This window comes from Saccharothrix luteola (assembly GCF_020859565.1).
Taxonomy (GTDB): Bacteria; Actinomycetota; Actinomycetes; order Mycobacteriales; family Pseudonocardiaceae; genus Actinosynnema; species Actinosynnema luteola.
The window spans coordinates 140,908-166,302 of the sequence record NZ_JAJHUO010000007.1; the positions used below are offsets into that span (position 1 = coordinate 140,908).

The following is a 25,395-nucleotide window of genomic DNA, read 5'->3' on the forward strand; positions in this document are numbered from 1 at the left end:
CCCTGTCGTAGGCCCGAGTTCCCCGACAGGGAAGCGGCGACGCGCACCCGTCCGTTCACCCGGGTCGCTCCTCGTGCTGGGCAGTTCGGTACCGGCACACCGTCGGCTGCCGACACGGTCACCCGCCGGGGACGTGACACGCGTCGTCGACTGCTGCTGCTCGCCGTGCTTGTCGTGTCGGGTCTGCTGATGTCGGGGTCGGCTGCCCAGGCCGACACAGTCGTGCTCGCGATCGCGGGCAGCGTCGACGAGGTCCTGAACAACATCCGCAACTGGTTGATGGGCATCCTCGCCGGTCTGGCGACGGTGTTCCTCACCATCGGGGGCGTGCGGCGGGTGTTCGGCGGTGGCGATCCCGGCGAGCAGGAGAAGTCCAAGCAGGCGTTCAGGTCCGCTGGTATCGGCTACGGCTTGGCCGCGCTCGCCCCGCTGGCCGTCAGCGTCCTCAAGGGAATCGTGGGGGCCTAGCGATGGCCGCCGCGTCCACCGTGCACCCGTACCAGCGACTGCGAGACGATCCCTGTGCCGACGTCGTGGCCTCACCTTCGCCGGCGGGTCGCGCCGATGTTCCCCGGCCGGCGTCGCGGCGACGACGCCGCACCGTGTGGGTGTTGCTCACCGGTGTGGTCGTGTCGTTGGCCTGCACACTGGTGCTGTCCGCGTCCGCGCAGCCGACCACAGCACCCGTGCCTCGTCCCGCCCAACCGGCCGATCCTTGTGCCGGCCCGGGACCGCACCCTGTGCCGTGCGTGCCGGTCGTGACGAGCCCGCCGACAACAGCGCCGTCGACTGTTGTGCCGTCGAGTCCCTGCCTCACCCCGCAGCCCGGTCAGCCAACGCCGCCGGGATGTCTGCCTCGGCCGACGACCACCGCGTCCCCACCGACGTCCGCTGCGGCGAACACCGCGCCGATGGTTGCGGACGCGCCGGAGTGCGGGATTCTCAACCCGAGCGCGTGCGTCGGGGAGGGCATCGCCGGGTTCCTGCACCTGCTGGTCGGCGAGTCGCTGAACGTGTTGTTGGGCTGGGTGGGCGGCACGCTGCTGTCGACGCCGACGCTCGCCGATCTGCCTCGGGTCGGGGAGTTGTGGGAGCGGTCGCGGTTGGTCGTGGTGGCGGTCTACTCGCTGGTGGTGATGCTGGCCGGGCTCCTGCTGATGGGGCACGAGACCGTGCAGGCCCGCTACTCGATCCGCGAGATCGCGCCGCGCGTCGCGGTCGGGTTCCTGGCCGCCAACCTCAGCCTGCTCGTCGGCGACCACGCCATCCGGCTGGCCAACGCCGCCAGCCTGGCCGTGCTCGGTGACGGGCTCGACCCCCAGACCTCCGGCAAGGCGGTCACGGAACTGTTCGTCGGTCTGGTGGCCAACTCGCTGGTGACGGGTGGGTTGTTCGCCGGGGTGTTGTCGGTGGTGCTCACCGTCCTGCTGGTCGCGTTGCTGGTCGGCTACATCGTGCGGGTCGCGCTCACCGTGATCCTGCTGGCCGGGGCACCGTTGGCGCTGATGTGGCACGGCCTGCCCCAGACCGAAGGGCTGGCGCACTGGTTCTGGCGCGCCGGCGCCGGGGTCCTGGGCATCCAGGTCGGCCAGAGCCTCGCGCTGATCTGCGCCCTGAAGGTCTTCCTGGAACCCGGCGGGTTCCACTTCTTCGGCGCCCCGACCGCCGACGGGCTGGTCAACCTCATCGTCCTGATCTCCCTGGTGTGGATCCTGGTCAAGATCCCCGGCTGGGTGATGCGACAGGTCCAGATCGGCGGCGGACGCCGGACCTTCGTCGGCGGGCTCGCGCACGCGTTCGTCTTCGGCAAGGCGATGGGCCTGCTCGGCGGCCGCAGTGCACGGGCCGCAGCAACGGCGCGATCGGGCAGTCCTCGTGTCGGTCCCAGCGGCGCAGCCAACGGCGAGCCGCCCTGGCCGGCGCGGATCCGGGAGTGGGGAGGCGTCGACGGCCCGTTGACGCCGGAAGCGATCGGCCGTCGCCTGCACGCCCAGCGCGCGCAGCAGTTCGCGCGGCGGCGCACGGTGTCCGGTCAACACCACCTGCGGTTTCTCCAGCCCATACCCCAAACGCCCACTCACGACCTCGCGACGTGGACTCCTGCGGGCAGCACCACCGTGCCTGAATTCCGGGCCGAGGAGCCCGGCACCGACGGCTCGTCCACTCCCCCGCGGCGCCCGGTCGGCACCACTGCGGCACCGGTGTTCCGTACGGCGGAAGACGACGTGCGTCCTCGATCCGCGCCGCCGCCGATGCGCACGGCGCCCGTGCCGGCGGAACTGCGGTTCCGGCCGCCCACCGGTGACACGCCCGCGCGCCCGGTCCGGGCGACCGCACCGGCCGAGATGCCGCTGTTCCGGCCCGCCTCGCCACAGGCCGGTGCGCACGGCCGCCGCACCAGGACCCACACCCCGGCACCCGTGCTGTTCCGGTCACCGGGCCCGCCCGGGACGTCGCCGACACCGCAGGCCTGTGGTTCACCGGCGGATGGCCGTCCGGTTCGTCCCGCGCGGCCGGGAGGTGAGCACCGGTGACTCAGCCCGTCCGCATCCCGGCCGACGTCGACTTGCACGACCGGGTCCTCGGCCCGTTGACCGCACGCCAGCTGACGATCCTCGGCACGGCCGCGGCGGTGCTCTATCTGGTCTGGGCAGCCACCCGCGCCCTGGTGCCGATGCCGGTGTTCGCCGTGTTCGCGGTCCCGGTCGGCGTGGCCTCGGCGATGCTCGCGCTCGGCACCCGGGACGGCGTCCCGATGGACACGCTGCTGATCGCCGCGATACGGCAGCGACTGGCCCCGCGGCACCGCGTCGCCGCCCCCGAGGGCGTGCGTCCCGCCCCTACGTGGCTCGCCGCCGCCGCGGATCGCTCCGGCGGGTGGGAAGACGCCGAGGACCGGTCGTCGCGGCCTGAGCAGATCGCGCCCTCGGCGTTGCGGCTCCCGGCCGAGGCCGTCACCGACACCGGTGTGGTCGATCTGGCCGGCGACGGCCTGGCTGTCGTCGCGGTCGCGAGCACGGTCAACTTCGCGCTGCGCACAGCCGCCGAGCAGGAGGCACTGGTGGCCTCGTTCGGTCGCTACCTGCACAGCCTCACCGCGCCGGTCCAGGTGCTCGTGCGCACCGAACGTCTGGACCTGACCGCACAGATCGCGGAACTGCGTGACCGTGCGGGCGGTCTGCCGCACCCGGCGCTGGAGGCCGCCGCGATCGAGCACGCCGACTACCTGGCGCAGCTGGGCCGGCAGTCGGACCTGCTGCGCCGACAGATCCTGCTGGTATTGCGCGAGCCGCTCGGTGTCGACGCCCCGACCGACGGGCTGGGCGGGCCCGGCCCGCTGGCCGTGCTCGGCTCGCTGGCAGGCACACGCCGCCGTCACGGGCACGCGCATGCCGACCCCGGGGTGCGGCGCGCGGCGGAGTCACGTCTCGTCCGCCGCCTCGGGGAGGCCATCGAGCTGTTGTCCCCGGCCGGAATCGTGGTGACACCGCTGGACGCCGGACAGGCCACGGCGGTACTCGCCTCGGCGTGTAACCCCGACAGTCTCCTGCCGTCCTCCGCGGACCTGGCCGGCGCGGACGAGGTCATCACCAGCAAGCCCGGCTTCGGCCCGGGCACTACCGACGACGTCGACGACAGCACCCGCTTCGCATCCGGCGCTCGACCGGCCGGACAGGACGAGGACGTCGACGGCCGGTTCCGCGATAACGACGGCTGGGACGAGGACGAGAGGGGTCGGTCCTGATGGCCTTCCGCGTACGGCGCCACCGCCGCCCGGCCGTCGCCGCGGCCTCGGCCGGGGCAGCGGCGTTCACCCCTGATGCTTTGTCGGTAGGCGCGCGGCATCTGGAGGTCGGCGGCGACTGGGTCTCCTCGTTCGCCGTGGTCGGGTTCCCGCGCGAGGTGCACCCCGGCTGGCTCGCACCGCTGTTGACCTACCCCGGCCGGCTGGACGTGGCGCTGCACGTGCAGCCGATCGACCCGGCCACCGCCGCCTCCCGGCTCAAGAAGCAGCTGGCGAAGCTGGAGGCCGGGCGCCGCCACACCGCCGAGCACGGCCGCCTGTTCGACCCGCAGGTCGAGGCCGCGACCGAGGATGCCTACGACCTGTCCTCCCGGGTCGCCCGCGGCGAGGGCAAGCTGTTCCGGGTCGGCCTGTACCTGACCGTTCACGCCGGCACGGAGCAGGGGTTGGCGGACGAGGTGGCGGCGCTGCGGTCGCTGTGTGCGTCGTTGCTGCTCGACGCCAAGCACACGACCTACCGGTCGCTGCAGGGCTGGGTGTCGACGCTGCCGATGGGCCTGGACCTGATCGGCATGCGCCGCACTTTCGACACCTCGGCGTTGGCGGCGGCGTTCCCGTTCACCAGCCCCGACCTGCCCGCCCCGGACCCCACCTCTGTCGCCGCACCGTCGGGGGTGCTCTACGGCTACAACATCGGCTCCCAGGGCCTGGTGCACTGGGACCGGTTCGGCGAGGCGATGCACAACCACAACTCGGTGATCCTCGGCCCGAGTGGGGCGGGCAAGTCCTACCTGGTGAAGCTGGAACTGCTGCGCAGCCTGTACCGGGGCATCGAGATCGCGGTGGTCGACCCCGAGGACGAGTACGCCCGCCTGGCCGCCGCCGTGGGCGGCACCCACGTCCACCTCGGCGCGCACGGTGTCCGGTTGAACCCGTTCGACCTGCCCGTCCACACGCGCGCCGACGGGCGCCGCACCGCACCCAAGGACGCCCTCGTGCGGCGCAGCCTGTTTCTGCACACCGTCATCGCCGTGCTCGTCGGCGACGAACCCGACAGCGCCGGACGCGACGCGGCAGGACGCGCGGCGCTGGACCGGGCGATCGCTGCGGCCTACCAGCACGTGGGCATCACCGCCGACGCCCGCACCTGGAGCCGCCCCTCCCCCACCCTGCGCACCCTCCGCGACCGGCTCGCCGACGCGGGCCGGGCCGGCGACCGGGCCGCCGCCGACCTCGCGGCCAGGCTGCACCCGTTCGTCGAGGGCGCCTTCAAGCAGCTGTTCGACGGCCCCAGCAGCGTCAACCTCGAAGGCCACCTCGTCGTGTTCAGCCTCCGTGATCTGCCCGACGAGCTGAAAGGCATCGGCACACTGCTCACCCTCGACTCGGTCTGGCGGCGCGTGTCCAACCCGGCCATCCGCCGCCCGCGGCTGGTCGTCGTGGACGAGGCGTGGCTGCTGATGAAACAGCCCGCCGGCGCGGAGTTCCTGTTCCGCATGGCCAAGGCCTCCCGCAAACACTGGGCCGGACTGACCGTCGCCACCCAGGACACCGCCGACGTCCTCGGCAGCGACCTCGGCAAGGCCGTCGTGGCCAACGCCGCCACCCAGATCCTGCTGCGCCAGGCACCCCAGGCCATCGACGACATCACCCGCACCTTCGACCTGTCCGCCGGTGAACGGCAGTTCCTGCTGTCGGCCGACCGCGGGCAGGGCCTGCTGTCGGCCGGCACACAGCGGGTCGCGTTCCAGAGCATCGCCTCACCGACCGAGCACTACCTGGTCACCAGCAACCCCGCCGAACTCGCCGCCCACACCGACAGCGCCGACCCCGTCGACGACGACGCGTTCGTCGACGTCGGCCCCGCCGAGGACGAGCGGATCGGTCACGCCGACTGAACCGTTCGCGCATCGGGAAGGACACGCCATGCCGAGCCGACCACCCGACCGGACACCGACTGCACACGACCTGTCACCGGACCGGCTTTTTCTTCGCACCGGCCACCCCGACGACCGGTCGGGAGTCGTGGCCTCCGGGTGGATGGAGGACTACCTGCGTGACCCCGGCGGTGTCCTGCTCTCGCTGCTGGACCGGCTGCGCGACCTCACGCTGGATTGGGCGACGATCGCGGCACCGATGCTGGTGGTCCTCGTCGGCGGGCTGGTGGCCTGCCGGCGGTGGTGGGTGCGGCGCTGCCACGAGCTGCTGCTCGTTGATGCCCGCCAGGTCACCGTCCTGGCACCGCCACAGGTCGATCCCGCGGGCGGCGCCGCGCTGTGGTCCAACCTCGTCGGGCTGCTGCGGCCCGGTTGGCGCCGGGCGCTCACCGGCCAGCCGCACGTGGCGTGCGAGTACGTGTTCTCCGAGGCCGGGGTCGCCATCCGGCTGTGGGTGCCCGGCGTCATCCCACCCGGCCTGGTCGAACGCGCAGTCGAGTCGGCCTGGCCGGGCGCGCACACCCGCGTCGGCCCCGCCATGCCGTCGCTGCCCGCACCGGGTGACGGGTGGCGGCGACTGGTGGTCTGTGGCGAACTGCGGCTGGCCCGCCCCGAGGCACTGCCGATCCGGTCGGAGTTCGACGCCGATCCGCTCCGGGCGTTGATCGGGGCTCCGGTCGGGCTGGGCCGCGACGAACACGCCTGCGTGCAGGTGCTGGCCCGACCGGTCACCGGCCGCCGGGTCCAGCGTGCCCGTCGCGCGGCACGGCGGGTGCACACCGGCGGGTCGACCCGCCTGGTCGGTCGCCTGCTGGACGCGCTCACCCCCGGCCGGACCCGCACCCCGCGCACTACGACGGCACGGACGGGAACGGGCGCGTTGCACAGCGACCCGCAGACCTCGCTGGAGTACGCGGCGCAGAACCGGGCCATCGTGGCCAAGCAGCGCGGAAGTCAGTTCGAGACCGTCATCCGCTACGCCGTGGCGACCCTGCTGCCCGTCGACACCGACGACCGCACACTCCGCCAAGCCCGCGACGTCGCCCGCGGCCGGGCCCACGCCCTCGCCGCCGGCTTCGCCTCCTACACCGAGCACAACCATTACACCCGCCGCCGCCTGCGCCGCCCCGGCCACGTGATCGACTCCCGCTGCCTCGGCCGCGGCGATCTGCTGTCGGTGCCCGAACTGGCCGCGCTCGCGCACCTGCCCACCGACGAGGCCATCCCCGGCATCCAACGCGCCGGAGCCCGCGCGATCGCACCTCCACCCGGCATCGCCACACCGGGACCGGAGGCCAAGCCGCTCGGGATCACCGACACCGGCCACGAACGTCCCGTGGCGCTGCGGGTGCCCGACGCCCGGCACCACCTGCACGTCATCGGCGCCACCGGCTCCGGGAAGTCCACCCTGCTCGGCAACATGATCCTGGCCGACGCCGATGCCGGCCGCGGCATCGTCCTGATCGACCCCAAAGGCGATCTCGTCACCGATGTCCTGTCCCGCCTGCCGCGCTCGGCCGCCGACCGGGTGGTCATCTTCGACGCCGACAGCAAGTCACGGCCGCCCTGCCTCAACCCCCTCGACGGCGGGGACACCGACCTGACCGTCGACAACCTCGTCTCGGTGTTCCGGCGCGTCTACTCCGCGTTCTGGGGCCCTCGCACCGACGACGTCATGCGCGCCGCCTGTCTCACCCTGCGCACCCAGCAAGGCGTCGCCACCCTCGCCGACCTCCCGAAGCTACTGGCCGACACGGCGTTCCGCACCAGGGTCACCGCGGGCATCACCGACCCCGTGCTGCGCGGATTCTGGTCCTGGTACGACGAGCTCACCGACTCGTCCCGCTCCCAGGTCATCAGCCCGCTGATGAACAAACTCCGCGCGTTCCTGCTGCGTCCCTTCGTCCGCGACGCCATCGCAGGCGGACACTCCACAGTGGACATGACAGGAGTGCTCGACGGCGGGATCTGTCTGGTGCGCATCCCCAAGGGCTCACTGGGCGAGGAGACGACCAGGCTGGTCGGGTCGCTGGTGGTCGCCCGCACCTGGCAGGCCACCACCGCCCGCGCCCGCACCCCGCAACGCCTGCGCCGCGACGCCGCGCTGGTGATCGACGAGTGCCACAACTTCCTCAACCTGCCCTACCCGATCGAGGACATGCTCGCCGAAGCCCGCGGGTTCCGCGTCGCGATGACGCTGGCCCACCAACACCTCGGACAGCTCCCCCGCGAACTAAGGGAGGGCATGTCCACCAACGCCCGCAGCAAGATCTTCTTCAACGCCTCACCCGAAGACGCCCGCGAGCTGTCCCGACACACCGCCCCACGGCTGACCGACCACGACCTCGCCCACCTCGGCGCCTACCACGCCGCCGCCCGCCTCGTCCTGGACGGCGAACAAGCACAACCGTTCACCCTGCGCACCCGACCACTCCCACCCGCCATCCCCGGCAGGGCCCGGGAAATCCGCGGCATCGCCCGACGCGCGTCACATGTCCATACCACCGGCCGCACAACCGACGACGCGACGAGCCTGCCCGCCGACGGTCTCGCGGCACCAGCACGCGACCTCGGCTCCGCCGGGCGTGCTCGGAGCGCGGATCCACGCCGCCGCGGCTGACCTTCCCGTGGATACCGACCTCGGTCGGCGGATCGAGTGCCGCTCGGCGAACCACACCGACACCGATCCCTCACGGCCGCAGCGCGACACCACCTCGTGCTCGTCGAGGCGCCCCATTCCGACCTCCGGGCCCAGCCACCCGTGGCGACAACCCGTCACCCCGCCGACCCCGCCGACCGAACAGCATTCCCGGGAGGTCCACGTGATCACCAATCCCACCCGCCAGCGGACATTGCGCGGCCACAAGCCGGCCCGCCCGAACCCGCGTGCCGCGAACACCGCCGAGCACCAAGCCGTGTTGGTGTCACGGCTGACCCCGCGCGACAAATGGATCGCGCGGATGCTGTGGGAACACAAGGTGCTCACCACCCACCAGATCACCGCACTCGCCTTCCCCAGCTTCCGGTCCGGGCGGATGAGGCTGCGCGAGCTCTACACCTGGGGCGTCGTCGACCGTTTCCAGCCCTTCGTCACCGTCGGCACCGCGCCGATGCACTACGTGCTGGCGCCCGCCGGTGCGGCCGTGCTCGCCGCCGAGGACGGCACCGACGTCAAGTCGATGGGCTACCGGCACGACCGGGTCTTCGGCTTCGCCCACAGCCTGCGGCTCGCCCACACCGTCGGGGTCAACGAGTGGTTCACCGCGCTGGTCGACCGCGCCCGCCACTCCCGTCCGGGCGAGCAGGTGACGTTGGCGGCGTGGTGGTCGGAGACCCGCTGCGCACGCCACTTCGGCGACCTGGTCAAACCCGACGGCTACGGCCGCTGGAACGACGGCGACCAGCAGGTCGAGTGGTTCCTGGAATACGACTTCGGCACCGAGGTCCTCACCAAACTCGCCGGGAAACTCACCGGCTACGCCGCGCTCGCCCAAGCCACCGGGATAACCACCCCACTGCTGCTGTGGCTGCCGACGTCACGACGGGAAGCCACAGCCCGCCGACTGCTGGCGCACGCCTGGCGCGAACTGGACGAGCCGCGCTCGGTACCCGTCGCCACCGCCGCAGCCGAACTGCTCAACCCCGGAATCGCCCACCCCAGCCCTGCCGACGACGTCTGGCTTCCGCTGGACACCTCGGCCGGAGGGCCGCGGCGACGGACTCTGACGGAGCTGCCCGGCGCCTGGCCCCACGTTCCGCCACCGGACCCGCACAACGGCGAGGCCGACCTCGGGCCCGACTCGCCACATCCGACGGCCCCACCACCCCCGCCGATGCCACCCACACCTCCGGTCCGCGGGGCGGGCCGACCGGAGAGGCGGTGAGCCGATGTCCACCCAGACGACCACCGCCACCGCCACGCTGCTGCTCATCCCCCTCCTGATCGCCCAAGGCGTGCTCGCACTGGTGTCCGCGCTGTTCACCGGCTCGTCGAACACCACCATCGACTGCGCCGACCCCATCGCCGACATCCCACCCGAGTACTGCCGGCTCTACGTCACCGCCGCGCCCCACTGCCCCGAGCTGGACTGGACCGTGCTCGCCGCCATCGGCAAGGTCGAGTCCGACCACGGGCGTCTCGAAGCACCCGGCGTGACCGAGGGCGAGAACCACGCCGGGGCCGGCGGTCCGATGCAGTTCCTCGCCCCGACCTTCGACGGCGTCATCGCCGCACACCGGATCCCGCCCGGCGGCGCCACCCCGCCCTCCCGGTACAACCCGCACGACGCCATCCACGCCGCCGCCTTCCTCCTGTGCGACGAAGGCGCACGGCGAGGCGACCTCCGGGCGGCGATCTACGCCTACAACCACGCCGACTGGTACGTCGACATGGTCCTCCAACAGGCCGCCGAGTACGCCGAAGCCGCCGCTACCAGCGTCGGCAACGGCGACTGCAACGCCATCCAAGCCCCCAACACCGTCACCCTGATGGCGATCAACTACGCCTGCGGCATGCGAGGCCTGCCCTACGTATGGGGCGGCGACGGCCCGGACGGCAACCACACAGGCTTCGACTGCTCCGGGCTGACCAAGGCCGCCTACGCCGCCGCCGGAATCACCCTGCCCCGCACCGCACAGACCCAGTTCGACGCAAGCCCCCACGTCCCACCGGGCCAGCCGCTACTGCCGGGCGACCTCGTCTTCTACGGCACACCCGGCAACATCCACCACGTCGGCCTCTACATCGGCGCCAGACTCATGATCAACGCCCCGACCTTCGGCCAACCCGTACAGATCGACAACCACCGGTACCACGGCGACGACTACGCCGGGGCAACTCGTCCGGCGGCTTCTACTGCGGGTTTGCGCCTTCCGCAGTAACGTGATCGTTTTCGCGTGTACTTGAGCACGGCGCGAGCACTTGCTCATGCACTGCGGAAGAGCTGCGATCGAGGTCGTGCCGAGGTCAGCTCGTATCCGGATTCGGAGCGCGACAGGGCCGCTCCGGCTAGAATTGCTGGCGGTCATCCGGATCCGGGAGGTGCGGTGACTCGATCGCACGTGATCCGGGTCGTGTTGGCACTGGCGATTTTGCCGATCTACGTCGCCATCGCCGTCAACGCCGCCACCGACACCACCTTCCCAGGACCGTTGCGCGTGATCCAGCTGTACCCGTGGCAGTCACTGCTCGTCGGGCTGGTCGCGACCGCCGCCTACGTCGTCTGGGAGGCATGCCGCCCGGGCGCGGCGCGACCACTGACCGAGGCCGAGGAGTCCCGCCTGCGGGCCAGGCTGCTCGCTACGACCCGCCGGATCTGGGTTGACGGAGTGCTGGCCCGCTCGCTCGGAGAGGTGCTGCGGCTGGAGCTGAGCCTGGTCTCGCGCCAGGCTCTGGTGACGCACCCCGCTCAGGTGCTGTTACAGGGTTACGGCGACGACGGCGACGGGATAATGACGTCGGGGGCATCGCCTGTGACGGTGTTCAAGCGGTTCGGGCAGAAGTTGCTGATCCTCGGCGGTCCTGGCGCGGGCAAGACGACCATGCTGCTCGAGCTGGCCAGAGACCTGATCGAGACGTCCGCTCCGACCGAATCCGTGCCTGTGGTGCTCTATCTCTCGTCGTGGCCGGACAAGGTGGAATTGGGCAAATGGGCCTCCGACGAGCTGCGAAGGTTTTACGACCTGACCGAACGCGAAGCCGACCATGTCATCGAGCACGGGATGGCCGCACTGCTGCTCGACGGTCTCGACGAGGTGCCCACCGCACGCCTACGGGCCTGTGTGAACGCCCTCAACCGCTTCCGCGAACGGCACAGTGGCACGCCGATCGCGGTGACATGCCGGATCGACCATTACCACGCCGAGGTCAAGCCGCTGCTCAAGCTGTCGGGTGCAGTGCTGATCCAGCCACTCACCGAGCAGGAAGCCGACGCCTGGCTGGCGTCGATCGGACCGCAACTCGACGGCCTGCGGGCTTCCATCGCCGTCGATGACGCGCTTCGCAACCTGCTGCGCACCCCGCTGACCCTGAGCATCGCCGCGCTGGCCTACCAGGACACCGACATTAAGACGCCGGTCGACCTGGACAGCCTGTTCGCCGCGTACACCCGACGGATGCTCAGCCGGCCACGGGCAGTACTCGCCGACGGCGGGTACAGCGACTCGGACGCCAGGCGGTGGTTGGCTTCACTGGCGCAAGGGCTGGCCGCTACGGACTCGGCGGGAATCCGCGCAGGCGCGGCCAGAGTGTTGTCGGTTGCGTGGTACGGCGACAACACGATCGACTGGACGTGGGTTCGCTGGCGGCTGGCCGCGTTCGGCGTCATCCCGATTGCTGTCATCGCCGCCGTGACAACGCTGCTGCTCGGACCATGGCAGGCCGCACCGGTGGCCGCCGGTGCGGCGGCACTGGCCGCCTGGGTCCGCGCCGACAGACCGAAGTGGTTCATCGGCGACCGCACGATCGAAGACTGGCGCCTGAGGACGACGGACGAATCGGGCCGTCGTGAATCGGCGTCCACTGTGCTGACGGCCGGAATCGCCGTGGTGAATTTCTCCTTCGGCTGGTGGATGGTGCGGAACCTCGCGTCGACGGATTCAGGCTGGTTCGGGCTGCTCTTCATCGGCGCTTGGATCTTGCTGCTGATGACCGTCGGAATCACGGTGAGCGTCATGCTATGGGCGGAAGGCACCGTCCGTCTGGCCGACGACATCACCACGTCGGTGCTGACATGGCTGACCCGGCCACTGGGCCGCCTGGCCACGTCTGTGTCCGCAGTCCTGATCGCCGGGGCGGTGGTCGGCGCCACCACCGCCCTGGTAGCCGGGATCGGCACCACACTCGCCAAGTCGGCCTACTGGGGAATCGATCCCGACCCTGAGATCACGCTTCTCGGCACGTTCGCGATCGGCCCGCTCGCAGGGTTCGCCGCCGGTGTCGTGTACGCGGCACAATACGCTGTCAATGATGTCCACACGCCACTGGAGGCATACCGTCAGCAGGTCAGGATCGGCTCTTGGCCCCGGGACCTCGGCGCGTTCCTGGCTTGGGCCGACGGACGGATCATCCTCCGCAAAGCCGGGTCAGAGTACGATTTCGTCCACCGGCTCTACAGGGACTGGTGGGCAAGGCATTCCTAGGCCAACTCGCCTCGCCCACGCGTCGGGAACGAACGGCATCGCGCCGGAGACATTGAATCGAAAGCATCCGCTTAACTACAAAATGCGCGGTCTGCCCTACATCTGGGTGACAACGGACCCGACGGCGGCCGCACGGGCTTGGACTGCTCCGGGCTGACCAAGGCCGCCTACGCCGCCGCCGGAGTCGTCCTGCCCCGCACCGCCCAAACTATCCATCACACCAGGGACCAGCTCTCCCTGACGACAGCGAGCTCCTCCGCTTTCAATCGCGCCTGCTCAGCCTTCTCCTCGCGGGCACAGCGGAGACAATCGCCGGTTCTCGCTCTGCGGCTTCGGCGAGCTCGCTGGCCAGTGTCTTGAGGGCTTGCCGTAGTTCGTCGGGGCGGTGGATGGTGAACGGCCATTCCAGGGAGGCGAGCAGGTGAGCCATGCCGTCGAGGCGTTCTGCGCGGGCGTGCATGAGGACGCCGGTGGTGCCAGCGGTGAGAGTTGCCACCGAGCGGGGCAGTCGGCGGGCGATCGCGTCGATGGGTCCATGGATGGTCACCTCGACTTGCCAGCGGTAGGGAACCTGCGCCAGAGCCGAAGTCAGGTGGGCGACGGGGTCGAAGCCGTTGGGGGCGGTGAAGTCGCGGGCCTGGGAGGTAACGGATTCGATGCGGTCGACGCGGAAGGTTCGCAGGGTGTCTCGGAGGTGATCGTAACCGACGAGGTACCAGCGGCCGTTGTGGAAGACCACGCCGTAGGGATCGACATCGCGTTCGGTGCGCTGCTGGCGCCACGACTGGTAGCTGATGCAGACCGTCGTGCAGATGCGGGTGGCTTGGGCCAGGGCGGGCAGAATGCCGGCCCCCGGGGGCTTGCCCGATGACGGCGTTGCCGGTGAATGCGAGGGATTCGCGGATGGCGGCGAGCGGTTCGCGCAGCGCCTGCGGCAGCACCCGCTCGATCTTCGCAAGGGCGCCTGCACTGGCCAGCACCGTGGTGCCCATGCCGAGGCGTTCCGCGGCGACCAGGCCCAGGACAACGGCAAGTGCCTCGTCGTTGGTGAGGACCAATGGGGGCATTCGGTATCCGCGGGCCAGTCGGTAGCCGCCGTAGCGGCCGCGTTCTGCCTCCACAGGGATACCGAGGTCCCGCAGGTGCGCGGTGTATCGGCGCACGGTGCGGACGTCGGTGCCGAGGCGCTCGGCCAGTTCGGCTCCGGTGAGTCGAGCGTGGGACTGGAGGAGTTCCAGCAGCGTCAGCACACGAGTGAGGGGATGCGACATGGATCACCCAACATTATAGGGCGGATTGTGTCCTGTATCGAGCTTACGCTCCGGCCAACACCGCACTTCAGGGAGATCACATGGCTACCTTCGTACTGGTTCCCGGCGCCTGGCTCGGGGCATGGGCCTGGGAAGAGACCGCTCGCGCTCTGCGGGAACGCGGCCACACCGCGGTAGCGGTGACGCTGACCGGCCTGGCCGAGCGCGCCGACCTGGGCGGTCCCCAGACGAACCTGAGCACCCACATCAGCGACATCACCGATCTGGTCGAGCGGCAGGACCTGCGTGACATCACCTTGGTCGCCCACAGCTACGCCGCCGCTCCGGTCACCGGGGCCGCAGGACGCCTCGGCCACCGGCTGGAGCGCGTGGTCCACGTGGACAGCGCCCCGTTCGCCCCAGGCATGTGCATGCTCGACCTCATGCCACCGCAAGTAGCCGACCAGCTGCGTCAGCAGGTAACCGCCCTCGGGGACGGGTGGCAGCTGGCAATGCCGCCGATCGACATTCTCGGCATGTCCAGCAGCCTCGACGGACTCGACGAGCCCGAGCTGGAGCGTCTGCTTGCGCGTGCCACCCCGCATCCGTTCGGCACCTACACCCAGCGCCTCGCCGACCCCACCGACCCCGGTCCCGGCGTGGACCGCGTCCTGATCGCCTGCCACGACTTCAAGGCCCTGCTCGATGCCGGGATTCCGATGCTCGCCTACCTGAACCAGCCTCCATGGCGGCGTTTCGACCTGCCCACGGGGCATTGGCCGATGCTCTCGGCGCCCGCCGAGCTAGCCGACCTGCTCGACGCGGCCGTCTCCTGACCTCGCCAGATCGGACGCAGCCGCATGCCTGACCACACGCGTGTACGACTGTTGCGGGCCGGTGCCCAAGCGCTGGCAGGCGAAGTACGGGAGACTACGGCGGAAGCAGTCGTCCGGCGGGTCTTCGCCGTCCAAGCGCAAGACACGATGGCAGCCGCCCCGGGCATCCGGGTGCGCGGGCGGGCCATCACCGCCCGCGCCATCCGCGCGGCCTATCAGGACGACCGCAGCATCGTCCGCGCCTGGTATCTGCGCGGCACCTTGCACACCACACCTGCTCTGAGGTTCCCGGTAGCTCGGTGGCTTTGATCCTCACCCCGTTTGGCGGAGTCGGGTTGCTGGAGTTCAGGCTACTGGAGCGATCCTGGCGTGTCGGAGCTCGTACTCGATCGGTGTGAGCATCCCGAGTGCGGTGTGGCGTCGGCGGCGGTTGTGGAACATCTCGAGGTACTCGAACAGGGCGTTGGCCAACTCGAGGCGGGTGCGCCATCGTCGGCGGTCGAGCAGCTCGGTCTGGACGCGTCCCCAGAACGATTTGATCATCGCACTGTCGTAGCAGTCGCCGATCGAGCCCATCGACGGTAGAAGACCGGATTCCTTGGCACGCCTGGTGAAGGTCCACGATGTGAATTGGGCGAGTTCAACCGGTCGATGCAACACCGGGCTGTTGGAGCGACTGTAGCTGTTCGGTGAATACCTCGGGACCGCCTGGCACGGCCTGCCCGGCGCGCTGGTGGCGTGGTTCCTGTCGACCGTGGGCCCCCAGGGCATCCTCGACATGGCGGCGCGCTTCGAGGACCGCCGGGCCACCGTGACGACCGCGCTGGGCTACGCCGACGCTGACGGTGTCCGGATCTTCACCGGCTCGCTGTCCGGCGCGCTCATCACCGAGCGCCGCGGCGACGGCGGCTTCGGCTACGACTCCATCTTTCTGCCAGACGGCAGCGACCTGACCTTCGCCGAGATGTCGAGCGAGCAGAAGAACGCTGTCTCGCATCGGCGGCTGGCCGTTGACGAGCTGCGCAAGGGCCTGGGCATCGCCAGCAGCTGAGTACCGCAGGTCGCCTACGACTCACATGGCCGGGTGCGGTTCGATCACCTTGCGCCACGTTCCACCGGCTACGGCGTAGAGGTCGCAACAGGACCGGGCGTGCCTGATGCGGCAGCGGATATCGTGCTCAGCGGGCGTGTCCGTTGTGTGGACGCGTTTGCCAGTGCCCCGGTCCGACAGCCCCGTGTCGGACCGGGCTTCACTGCGGCACACCGTCGAACGGCACGCGCGAGCAGTAGCGAGCAGGGCGCAGTTCGCGCCCGGTGATCTGGTTGACGTGCTTGCCCCAGACCGGGGCGTCGACTGCCCGCACACCGGGGCGACCCGCCTCCGGGTCAACCGGCACAGCCGATCCCATCGACCACCTCCCACAACCCGCCGCACAGCGTGAATGCCCCCACTGCGGCGGACCCGTCACCATCGTCGCCCTGCTCACCACACCCGAAGCGGCACGACCACAACTCCCCGCCGCCGCACCCGAAGGAGTGATCCCCTTCCGCCGCTATATTGCGGGGCAACTTCGCCATCGACCTCGCCGTGCTGCGCCAGTTCACCACCCGCCTGCGCGACCTGGCTCTCGCCCTACGCGCCCGCAGGCCACAGATCGAAGAGCAAGCCCTGAAGCAGGCTCGCGCCGTGGCGGACGTGGACGCCATCGTCGGCTGGCTCCGGTATTGACCGCCGGGCCGTGTCGGCGTGGCGGCTTGCTTCACGGTCAACACCGCAAGCTGTGCCCACATCTGGTATCTAGATCCGCTAGAGCCACTACATCTTGGGTGCGCTTGCAGGACGGCGACAGCCGTTCTCGGCTATCGGGTTCGGTCTCAAGACCGGCCCGCTGGAGGGTGAGCGTGAGCAGCTTGATCACCGCCGCGTTGCGCGACAGACGGCGCGGCTGTTGAGCGTCCTACAGGACGGCCACGTCGGCCAGCCGCTTCGGCACACGCGCGGCTGCAAGCGCTCGCCCGTCCTGCCCGCCGATGGTGAAAGCTCAGTTCCAGCGTCACGCACTGGTACGCCACAAAAAGTCAAGTCACCTTAAATGTGCCCCGATCGGATTACCACTGTCGGTTGTGGTGGCCGTGCCGACAGTCGGCGACGCTGTAACGTGTTCCGAAACCGAGTTGCGCTGCCCACCCCGCTGCAAATATCACGCAGAGTGATGCCATCGTAATCCGTACGGGGCATTGACGATGCCGCCGAGACTGCGGATACAGTGCACGAAGTTGGAGGTTATGCAGGATTATAGACCTGTGAGGCGATTATGGTTGGACTGGCTACCCGGCTGTTGATCGCCGAGCGGGTGGCGAATTCTTTGCCGCCTACAGAAAGGGCTGTCGTAGATGCTCAACCTGCGTGGTACTTCCTCGGTGCGCTTGGCCCCGCGCTCGGCGACTTTGTTCCCTCTGACCAGTCAACCACATTGGGCGGCCCAGGCAGGACACCTTATTGGGCCGTGTGGAAAGAGGTTTTTAAAATCGCAGTCGGAGACACTGCGAGTGGAATCCCTGGCGTCGCGCCGGTTCTGCGGACGTTGCAATCACTACTCGACAGCGTTGACAGTGCCGTTGCCGCTCAGGATAAAACTGCACTGCAATCTATCGTGGATGCCGATGCATCTGCAACGCTCAACCAGGCCTCTGCGGATCTTACTCTCATCCTGGCACAGTTCAGCGACCCCGCGCGATTGCTTCTTCTGGGACAACTCATGGGAAGCGCCTCTCGGCCGCGAATCGACGACCCTGTCAACTTGATTCCACCTGCCGTGTGGACCGGCCGTGACTGGCTTCATGGAAAACAAACCGGGCGATTCGTGCGCGCACTGCGGAAACATGCCGAAGCATCCGGTGATCCGAGGTTTATCGCCTATTCCCGTGGCTGGCAGGTCGCCTTTGTCGCGCTCACTGCAGGTAGTGGCTTCGTGAATGCGTCGGTCGGCTCGGCTTATCGCACACACTGGTGGCGTCACCGCTGGGTGTCGAACTTTATTGACACATGGGTCTGGGGTTTTTACCGTACGGGCGCGACAATGTCCGGAGATATTCCGTCGCCGCCATTCTCTGATTGGGCTGGCGTGTGCGTCGCAGGGCTTCAGGATAAGGTTAATGTCACCGGGGTTAAAATTGATCACGAGGCTCACGCGAAGGCCATCGCCGATGAGCAACCGATCGCACAGCTACTTCCGGCTGATTTTGTCGATTACTGGCTTCATGCGTTCGTCGACGTTTATGGGACCGTCGGAACGGTCGGATTTACCGCGGACAGTTTGCAAAAGGCATATACAGGGCTGACCGCCGTGCTGTGGTTCCAAACGTCAGGTGCAGTAATCGGATGCAACCCGCTGCCGGGCGCGCCGCCGTTTGGCACCTGTGCGGACGCTGGCCCTCCGCCATGGGTGGATCCAACTCAGGTCAATCCGATCACAGGGGCGCCGTTCCTGCCCCAACCTCCGGCACCCAAGGTGGATCCCGATGTGGCCGAGATCGTCTCCGGAATCATTCTCGCGCTGCTGGGAGTCGTAGCTGTGTTCTTCGGCGGGTTTATAGTGGGTGCCGCCGCGCTCGTCGCGGGGATCGCCGTGATCATCGGTGGTGCAACGGAGCCGGATTGGAACTCATTGCGGTGCGATGTCTATTGGCTTAAAAGCTACCTGTCAAACGGCCTCACCGCGTTGCACAACCTTTGTGTGCTCGGTGCCGTGCAGCATCCATACCCTCGGGATCTCGCAGTTAACGAACTCGTTCTTTCCTTTTCCGGCAAGGAGGTGCCCTTTGCCTCCGGTGCAGCCGTGGCAAAGTCGGCTCCGATAGAAGGGCTGCGTCAGCCGTGGGACGGAGCGTTGAGTACGTGGACGTCGCGGCCAACCGAACCGATGGAGATGCCGATCACCGCCGTGTTCGAGCGCCCGGGACTCTGGCCGTCGGCGATGGTCGACGATGCAACAGCCAACCCGTCGAGTCATGGCGTCCAGGACCAGCCTCCAACTCCATGGCCCGGTGGAATGTCTGAGTACTTTGGACCCGCAGTCCCAGCGGCCATCGCGCTCCTGCTAGCCGATCCGGACGACCTGCCCAACTGGAACCTTGACGGCGATCGTGGCCGCGGCTGGTTGACCTGGGAACTTGCTTCACCCTATGCGTCACCCGTCAACGTCGTTCCCGAGTCGTGAGGGCTTCGTGGCCATGGACAGGGAGCACGCCCAGAAAAAGCCACAGCGGCCGAGACCAGTGCCCTACGGCACCTGGCTTGTCGTGCGTTATGACGATGCGGACTGGGGATACCGGGACATTCCGGCAGGTGATGTCTTCTGGCTATCGCCGGACATTTGGATTACTGGTGGGACGAACTACGGCACGATTATCGCAGACATTCCGTTTACAGTGCATGCTAGGGTGTGGAACCTGGGCCAGTTTCCGGCGTCACCGACTCGGGTGGATTTCGCGATCGTCGATCCGGTCCTTGGTATCGGCCAGGTAGAGCCGCATGTGATCGGCACAGCTTGGATCGATGACCTACCGGGGCTGTCCGCCACCGCCGTCACCTGCCCCCAGACCTGGATCCGACCCACCGTGGCCGGAGGACACCCCTGCCTGCTGGTCAAAGCATCCTCGAGTCCGATGGACCCGGCAACAATGGGCTACAGCCCGGTGCACGACCGTCACGTGGGGCAGCGGAACCTCCACGTCGTGAAGGCGGGCACGGCCAACTCGCTCTCATTGCGTCTACAGGCGGCCGTGGTCGGGGAAGGGGGCGCGCAGCCACAGGTGGATGCGACGGCGTATCTCGCCCGGAACAGCGAACATTTTTTGCGCCCGGGGCCGACCGCGCTGCGCAACGCGCGCGCGGCGATCGAGTCGGTCCAGGACCCGGTGGCTGCAGCTGCATTGACCCGTCGAGTGCGTGCGCTGCAAGAAATGGAGGAAAAGCAACTGGCTGAGGTGCGGGCGTTCGATATCAAACCCTATATCGTGATTGCTGCTCGGAATAGCGAGAAGGGTGCTGTAGTCGACGTTGAACTTGCTCTGCCCGACGTCGCCGGAGATCTTATGGTGCATCTCCGACAGTTGGATGGCGGAGTTCCGCTTGGCGGTTATTCCGCGCTGCTGACCCGCGAGTCGTCGATTAGGACTGCTTCGGACGATACATTGCACATTGGAGATGAGGTGAAAGTAGATGGTCGACCGTAACATAGGAGACATGGCCGAGTTGGAAAGGCTCGTCATCGAACAGTACCCAGCCGCTCGCATCACTCTTGAGGTTTCCCGTCAGCTTGTTCGGCTCCTGCCTATATCGTCGGCAGAGAATCTACGGCGAAACCTTGAGAAGTCGCCATTGGAGGTCGACGGTGAGACTATCGACTTGGGTCGCGCGATCGAGGCGCTGCCTGAGGAGATATTCCCGATCGACAGTGTGGGCACTCTCGTCGAGAAGGTGTCTGCCGCCGTCCAGATCGTCGGCGTCGCTGTACGCGAAGGACATCTAAAGCTGGGGTCCGAGCACTTCGTGCGGCTCGCGCAAGACGCTGTCGTGATGGCTACTGCGGGCCGGCCCGGTATCCCGGCCGGGCATTTCACCGGCCCGTCCCTCTTCGGCTATACGAGGGGAGAATGACATGGCATGGGCGGTCACACTACAGCTAACCGACTGTGCCAACAGCGCGCATATCAAGGGCTGGGTCTCCGACGGTGTCACGACCTTCACGACCGACGCGAACGGACAGTTTATCGCCATTATCGATGATTATTTCACTGGTTACATTGTGGACACCGGTGCGCCGGGATACGTTAGTCGCCTCTTCGCTATAGACCGCGCACAACACTCGGGAACCATTCAGGAGGTCTGTTTGAATAAGTTGCCGCCGAAGCCGCCGAAACCGGAGGGAGGAACGAGTAGTGGTTGGTAGCGACTTGCTGCGCGAGGCGGCCTGGCGCGGTATCGTGTCGACTGCCGGGAGGGAGATTCTAACGGGTCTAGACAGTGCGAGGTACTTCCGGAATGTCGACCGGGTCGCTCATCGGCTACAGGTCGATGATAGGGAAGGTCGGTTCTGGCGAGCCGGCACTCTCACCACGGTCAGCAATCTCGTCGCCGACCCGCGTTTCGAATTCGTGCAGGCGCTACCACGATCCGCCCTCTTCGGGGAGACCATCGCCAATGCCGTCCGGGCCGGACGCAGTCCGCGCGGCTCGGAAGGCATTGGCATGGACGCCGCACGCCTGATCAACATGTTCGTGACGTGTTTCGACGGGATATGCGACGAAACCCGGGAGTTGCTACCCGAGACCGTGCCCTACCTGGAGGACGTACTCACCTCGATACCCCGATCGGTTCCGAGGCCGCCGCCCCTATCGCACCCGCTCGTTTCTCTCACTCATGACATAGCGGCCGCGATTGCAGATCTACTTGCCGCGGCACTACTGAGCCGGCGTGGGGATGATATCGCTGACCTCATTCTCACGGTCATTCGGGCGGCCTACCGTCAGCAGCTGGAAAGCCTACGCCTCGACATTGGATCGGCGACGAGCAGAACTCAACTCAGTGTGGCCACGTTCGCTGTTAGCCTGACAATGGCGGCGCTGTTCAACGGATTCTCGCAACAACAGGCGAACGCCTTGGTCCGCGTAGCAAACCCGATCGGCGAGCTCTTCGGCTGGATCGACGACATCGTCGACGTGGAGCACGACATCGCTCGCGGAATGCCCAACGTTGTCGCGATCCACGTTTGTGGATCGCTAACAGATCCCGATGTCCTCGCCCGCATCGCCGAGGAGACCGGTCAACGATGGATCAACGCGCTGCGGGCCGGCGATACGCTGCGTCAGGACCAAATCCTGACCGCCGATGGCTTTGATGTTCTTCTCTGTGACGCCACATGGGCATGGTTAAACTTCCCGAGTCTCTGAGTTCGACTTGAAGCGCTTCGACGTTGATGGAGACTTGATTAGCTGATCGCTCCCACCGGAGTTGGCTAGAACTCACAGACGCTCCTATAGTTGTCAAGCGGCCTGTGTGGTGCTGGTGGCCAGGGTGCGCAGGGATCGTAGTAGTGCCCAGATTTCCCTGGCCAGTAGGCGTTTGAGGCAGCGGATGATCTCGGCTTTGGTCTTGCCTTCGGTGGTTCGTCGGGCGACGTAGGCGATGGTGGGTTGGTGGAAGCGCATGCGGACGATGACGGCGCGGTAGAGGGCTGCGTTGGCCTGGCGGTGTCCGCCGCGGTTGAGTCGGTGTCGGTTGGTCATGCCGGAGGATGCCGGGATCGGGGCGACACCGCACAACCGGGCCCAGGCGGGCTCGGAGCGGACGCGGTCGATGTTGTCGCCTGCGACGATGAGCATCTCGGAGGCGGTGTCGGCGCCGATGCCGAAGGCGTCGACCAGTTGCGGCACCAGCCGGGTGGTGAGCTCGCCCAGCAGTGTCTCGTGGGTCTTGACCTCGGCGTCGAGGTGTTGCCATCGGCGGGCGATGGCGCGCAGGGTGTGTTTGGTCGCGGCGGTGACGCTGTCGACCGTGCCGGGGCGCAGGCCGGCGCAGCGGTGGATCAGTGCCATCTTCGTCAAGGGTTGCAGTTGCTCGCGCAGTTCGGGGTCGGCGGTGACGAGCACGGCCTTGAGGGTGATCATGGCCGAGGTGCGGGCCTTGACCGCGACGTCCTTGGCGACCTTGATCTGGCGCAGCATCTCGACCGTGCCGTCGTTGGTCGTGGGCACGGCGGTGGCGGTGTCGTTGAGCACGGCGCGGGCGGCGTTCTCGGCGTCGATGGTGTCGCTCTTGCCGCGCAGCCTGCGGTCGCGTCGGTCGGTGCGCAGCACCTCGACCGCGCCCAGTCCGCGGCGGCGCACGGCGGAGGTCAGTCCGGCGCCGTAGGAGCCGGTGCCCTCGATGCCGAACACGAGCCGCTTCGCACCGAACCCGGCGGCCCACTCCAGCAGCTGTCGGTAGCCGTCCCGGTCGGCGGTGAAGGAACGGGTGTCGAGGCGTCCGCCGATGTCGTCCAGGGCGACGGCGACGTGGACGTGTTTGTGGGTGTCGACGCCGATGACGACTCGACGCAACCGGGGATCGCTTTTCACACTGGGCATCGCGGGCTCCACCTCCGAGACCGGGGACACGGGGTTCGTGACGCCGGCCGGTCGGGTGGACGGGACTGTGACGGGACCTGCTGCGGTCAGGCTCCTATGAGGTCACTGCCCGTCCGGCCGGCACCACTGGGTGGTGCACCACCAGGCGGACGACAGATCAACAGCAAGGACACCCGAACTGCGGGGTCAGTCATAAGCAGGAGTCAGGCCGCCTGGTGGCGACTACCAGTCTCACAGTCATAGCAGTCGCCGATCGAACCCATCGACGGTAGAAGACTGGATTCCTTGGCACGCCTCGTGAAAGTCCACGATGTGAATTGGGCGAGTTCAACCGGTCGATGCAAAACCGGGCTGTTGGAGCGACTGTAGCTGTTCGGTGAATACCTCGGCGGGGTCTTCCAGCCGAGGACTTTGCGGGGCCGGTTGTTCAGGGCCAGGGCGACGGCTTCGAGGTCCTCGGCGGACCACCTCGACAGGTCGGTGCCCTTGGGGAAGTACTGACGCAGCAGCCCGTTCGTGTTCTCGTTCGTCGGCCGTTGCCACGGTGAGTGGGGGTCGGCGAAGAACACTCTCGTGCCGGTGTCGAGAGCGAACCGGGCGTGTGCAGACAGTTCCTTCCCCCGGTCCCAGGTGAGGGTCTTGCGGAGCTGCTCGGGCAGCGTCGTCATCGACACCGTCAGGGCGGCGTTCATCGCGACGGCGCCGTAGCCGCCGAGCGACAGGCCGTTCCTCACGGGCGGCGTCTCGCCCCAGCCCTCCAGCCGCGGCAGATGCACCAGGAGCGTGGAGCGGCTGCTGCGCTCGACAATGGTGCCGATCGCCGAGCGGCCCGACCCGATGATCAGATCCCCTTCCCAGTGGCCGGGGACGGCTCGGTCTTCAACCTCGGCGGGGCGCTCGCCGAGGACGACATCGGCGGTGACGTGTCCCTGCGGCTTGTTCCGCGACCGGGCCCTCGGCTCTCGCAGCGCTCGGCCCGTGCGCAGACACGTGACCAGTTCACGCTTGAGCGCGCCTCGCCCCTGAATGAACAGTGACTGGTAGATCGCCTCGTGGCTGATGCGCATGGACTCGTCATCGGGGAAGTCGAGCCTCAGGCGATGCGCGATCTGCTCCGGACTCCACGCCGTCGACCACCGCCTGTCAGCCCGATGCGGTTTGTTCAGGCCCTTCCACGGCGGCGTCGCGGGGCCGGCGACGACCGTGCCGTCGGGGCGACGGACATCGCCGGCGAGCCGGTCCTGCACGTACTCGCGCAACCGCTCGTCACCCGCGAGCTTCGCCGTTTTCGGGCGCTTCGCCGCCTGCTGCGCCTTCCACTGCGCCACCACGGCGCGATAGACCGACCTGCCACCCCTGGTCGCGGCATTGCACCGCGGCTCACGGGACACGGTCCCCGGGTCGCGGCCGATCACGCGCGCGATCTCACGCACGCCCATGTCCCGAGCCCTCAGCAGCGCGATCTCTTCCCTCTCGACGAACGACAGGTACCGGCCGGTGGGATCGTCGAGGTTCAGCGGCGTCATCCCGCCAGCGTGTCGAAACCAGCGGATCCCGACCGGCGACGACACGCCGACCCCCTCCGCGGCCTGGACCGTCGTGACCCCGGAGGCGATCAGACGCCAGAAATCCCGCTGAACCGCCCGCGACGGCTCCGGACGCCCCGGTGAGCGCATCGGCGCCCGCATCGCCCTATCCGTGGCCCACTGACGTCGAGCTCCGCTCGGCGCCTGCGGCACCTGCTTCCTCGGCCATCCCATCCAACACCTCCGTCATCGAAGTGTTGCGACGACCAGTTGAACTCACCTTGGACTTCGTGGTCGGAGTGGATCACCGTGTCCGACAGCGGGGACCGGTTCGAGATCGCCATGCCGAGGGCGTTGGTGGCCAGGGCCGCGGTCTGGCTGGAGTCGATCGACCAGCCGACGACGCGGCGGGAGTGCACGTCGAGCACGACCGCGCAGTACACCTTTCCCTCACGGGTGGGATGTTCGGTGATGTCGGTGACCCACAACTGGTTCGGCGCAGGTCTGGCGAAGTCGCGGTCGACCAGGTCCACCGCGGTGGGCGTGTCGTGTTTCGGCCGTGGTCTGCGTCGGTTGGGAAGGCTTTTGATTCCGTTGCGGCGCATGAGAAGTGCGATGGTGTTGTGTCCGACGGTGATCCCGCGGCCGAGGGTGAGTTCGGCGTGCACTCGTGGGGCGCCGTAGACCTGGAACGACTCGACATGGATTTCGCGGATCAGATCGACGAGCCATGCCTGGCGGGATCGCCCGCGGCGAGGGCGCGCGGCCTCGCCAGTCGTAGAAGCCGGACTCGGACACTCCGAGCACGCGGCAGGCGAGTTGAATCGACCG

The 25,395-nt window shown here is 68.1% G+C and carries 23 protein-coding genes and 3 pseudogenes; 18 read left to right on the plus strand and 8 right to left on the minus strand.

Translation table 11 applies throughout. The annotated features are described in order from the left end of the window. Nucleotides 1-189: 189 nt before the first annotated feature. From LNK82_RS11890 to LNK82_RS48245, 9 genes are all read left to right on the plus strand, one after another. Complete coding sequence (locus tag LNK82_RS11890; protein ID WP_230567171.1) at nt 190-468, plus strand: pilin; 279 nt, start codon at nt 190-192, stop codon at nt 466-468. Between the two features lie 443 nt (nt 469-911). Continuing rightward, on the plus strand, nt 912-2,534 hold the full coding sequence (locus LNK82_RS11895; protein ID WP_230567007.1) for a TrbL/VirB6 family protein: 1,623 nt from the start codon (nt 912-914) through the stop codon (nt 2,532-2,534). Then, nucleotides 2,531-3,745 carry a PrgI family protein gene (locus LNK82_RS11900; RefSeq protein WP_230567008.1) on the plus strand — a complete coding sequence of 405 codons (1,215 nt, stop codon included), beginning with the start codon at nt 2,531-2,533 and terminating at the stop codon, nt 3,743-3,745. Before LNK82_RS11895 ends, LNK82_RS11900 begins: the two co-directional genes overlap by 4 nt. Then, nucleotides 3,745-5,643 carry a VirB4 family type IV secretion system protein gene (locus tag LNK82_RS11905; RefSeq protein WP_230567009.1) on the plus strand — a complete coding sequence of 633 codons (1,899 nt, stop codon included), beginning with the start codon at nt 3,745-3,747 and terminating at the stop codon, nt 5,641-5,643. The genes LNK82_RS11900 and LNK82_RS11905 overlap by 1 nt, the downstream gene beginning before the upstream one ends. Before the next feature lie 142 nt (nt 5,644-5,785). Next, entirely contained in the window at nt 5,786-8,302 is a 2,517-nt protein-coding gene (locus LNK82_RS11910; RefSeq protein WP_230567172.1) for a DUF8128 domain-containing protein, read from the plus strand. A gap of 202 nt (nt 8,303-8,504) precedes the next feature. Beyond that, a complete protein-coding gene (locus LNK82_RS11915; RefSeq protein WP_230567010.1) occupies nt 8,505-9,566 on the plus strand; it encodes a replication-relaxation family protein in 1,062 nt (353 codons plus the stop codon). Between the two features lie 4 nt (nt 9,567-9,570). Then, entirely contained in the window at nt 9,571-10,563 is a 993-nt protein-coding gene (locus LNK82_RS11920; protein ID WP_230567011.1) for a C40 family peptidase, read from the plus strand. 180 nt (nt 10,564-10,743) lie between these two features. Then, nucleotides 10,744-12,822, plus strand: coding sequence for an NACHT domain-containing protein (locus LNK82_RS11925; RefSeq protein WP_230567012.1), 2,079 nt, complete (start codon nt 10,744-10,746; stop codon nt 12,820-12,822). A gap of 138 nt (nt 12,823-12,960) precedes the next feature. Continuing rightward, entirely contained in the window at nt 12,961-13,182 is a 222-nt protein-coding gene (locus tag LNK82_RS48245) for a hypothetical protein (RefSeq protein ID WP_372470464.1), read from the plus strand. On the opposite strand, the gene LNK82_RS11935 is transcribed toward LNK82_RS48245, so the two are convergent. Further along, the gene (locus LNK82_RS11935; RefSeq protein WP_230567013.1) at nt 13,085-13,792 is read right to left on the minus strand and encodes a WYL domain-containing protein; all 708 of its coding nucleotides are present in this window, start codon (nt 13,790-13,792) and stop codon (nt 13,085-13,087) included. The two genes, LNK82_RS48245 and LNK82_RS11935, sit on opposite strands and share 98 nt — an antisense overlap. 166 nt (nt 13,793-13,958) lie before the next feature. Continuing rightward, a pseudogene (locus LNK82_RS11940) lies at nt 13,959-14,093 on the minus strand (HTH domain-containing protein); the annotation flags it as partial. An 80-nt stretch (nt 14,094-14,173) separates the two neighbouring features. On the opposite strand from LNK82_RS11940, the gene LNK82_RS11945 reads away from it, so the two are divergent. Together LNK82_RS11945 and LNK82_RS48250 are read left to right on the plus strand one after the other, a co-directional pair. Next, complete coding sequence (locus LNK82_RS11945) at nt 14,174-14,908, plus strand: alpha/beta fold hydrolase (protein WP_230567014.1); 735 nt, start codon at nt 14,174-14,176, stop codon at nt 14,906-14,908. A 24-nt stretch (nt 14,909-14,932) separates the two neighbouring features. After that, nucleotides 14,933-15,217, plus strand: coding sequence for a DNA glycosylase AlkZ-like family protein (locus LNK82_RS48250; protein WP_372470466.1), 285 nt, complete (start codon nt 14,933-14,935; stop codon nt 15,215-15,217). 36 nt (nt 15,218-15,253) lie between these two features. Here LNK82_RS48250 and LNK82_RS47650 read toward each other — a convergent pair whose 3' ends face one another. Beyond that, the gene (locus tag LNK82_RS47650) at nt 15,254-15,688 is read right to left on the minus strand and encodes an integrase core domain-containing protein (RefSeq protein WP_308257199.1); all 435 of its coding nucleotides are present in this window, start codon (nt 15,686-15,688) and stop codon (nt 15,254-15,256) included. Between LNK82_RS47650 and LNK82_RS11955 the strand changes: the two genes are divergently transcribed. Further along, complete coding sequence (locus LNK82_RS11955; RefSeq protein ID WP_268996272.1) at nt 15,627-15,959, plus strand: non-canonical purine NTP pyrophosphatase; 333 nt, start codon at nt 15,627-15,629, stop codon at nt 15,957-15,959. The two genes, LNK82_RS47650 and LNK82_RS11955, sit on opposite strands and share 62 nt — an antisense overlap. 199 nt (nt 15,960-16,158) lie before the next feature. On the opposite strand, the gene LNK82_RS11960 is transcribed toward LNK82_RS11955, so the two are convergent. Then, on the minus strand, nt 16,159-16,317 hold the full coding sequence (locus tag LNK82_RS11960; RefSeq protein WP_230567017.1) for a hypothetical protein: 159 nt from the start codon (nt 16,315-16,317) through the stop codon (nt 16,159-16,161). 149 nt (nt 16,318-16,466) lie between these two features. On the opposite strand from LNK82_RS11960, the gene LNK82_RS11965 reads away from it, so the two are divergent. The 6 genes from LNK82_RS11965 to LNK82_RS11990 all read left to right on the plus strand — a co-directional run bounded on the left by LNK82_RS11965 (nt 16,467) and on the right by LNK82_RS11990 (nt 21,862). Then, a complete protein-coding gene (locus tag LNK82_RS11965) occupies nt 16,467-16,637 on the plus strand; it encodes a hypothetical protein (RefSeq protein ID WP_230567018.1) in 171 nt (56 codons plus the stop codon). Between the two features lie 778 nt (nt 16,638-17,415). Further along, complete coding sequence (locus tag LNK82_RS11970; protein ID WP_230567019.1) at nt 17,416-19,128, plus strand: hypothetical protein; 1,713 nt, start codon at nt 17,416-17,418, stop codon at nt 19,126-19,128. Between the two features lie 58 nt (nt 19,129-19,186). After that, nucleotides 19,187-20,146 carry a hypothetical protein gene (locus tag LNK82_RS11975; RefSeq protein ID WP_230567020.1) on the plus strand — a complete coding sequence of 320 codons (960 nt, stop codon included), beginning with the start codon at nt 19,187-19,189 and terminating at the stop codon, nt 20,144-20,146. A 10-nt stretch (nt 20,147-20,156) separates the two neighbouring features. Then, complete coding sequence (locus LNK82_RS11980; protein ID WP_230567021.1) at nt 20,157-20,570, plus strand: hypothetical protein; 414 nt, start codon at nt 20,157-20,159, stop codon at nt 20,568-20,570. 1 nt (nt 20,571) lies between these two features. Further along, nucleotides 20,572-20,862 carry a hypothetical protein gene (locus LNK82_RS11985; RefSeq protein ID WP_230567022.1) on the plus strand — a complete coding sequence of 97 codons (291 nt, stop codon included), beginning with the start codon at nt 20,572-20,574 and terminating at the stop codon, nt 20,860-20,862. A gap of 4 nt (nt 20,863-20,866) precedes the next feature. Further along, nucleotides 20,867-21,862 (plus strand): hypothetical protein, encoded by a 996-nt coding sequence (locus tag LNK82_RS11990; RefSeq protein ID WP_230567023.1) that lies wholly within the window; start codon nt 20,867-20,869, stop codon nt 21,860-21,862. 93 nt (nt 21,863-21,955) lie between these two features. On the opposite strand, the gene LNK82_RS11995 is transcribed toward LNK82_RS11990, so the two are convergent. The 4 genes and pseudogenes from LNK82_RS11995 to LNK82_RS46685 form a co-directional block, all read right to left on the minus strand. After that, nucleotides 21,956-23,038 carry an IS110 family RNA-guided transposase gene (locus tag LNK82_RS11995; RefSeq protein ID WP_230567024.1) on the minus strand — a complete coding sequence of 361 codons (1,083 nt, stop codon included), beginning with the start codon at nt 23,036-23,038 and terminating at the stop codon, nt 21,956-21,958. Between the two features lie 327 nt (nt 23,039-23,365). Then, nucleotides 23,366-24,714 (minus strand): annotated as a pseudogene (locus LNK82_RS12000) (IS30 family transposase). Next, nucleotides 24,654-25,097, minus strand: coding sequence for a DDE-type integrase/transposase/recombinase (locus tag LNK82_RS12005; RefSeq protein ID WP_308257201.1), 444 nt, complete (start codon nt 25,095-25,097; stop codon nt 24,654-24,656). Before LNK82_RS12005 ends, LNK82_RS12000 begins: the two are co-directional and overlap by 61 nt. A gap of 42 nt (nt 25,098-25,139) precedes the next feature. Beyond that, nucleotides 25,140-25,286: pseudogene (locus tag LNK82_RS46685) on the minus strand (helix-turn-helix domain-containing protein); the annotation flags it as partial. Nucleotides 25,287-25,395 lie beyond the last annotated feature (109 nt).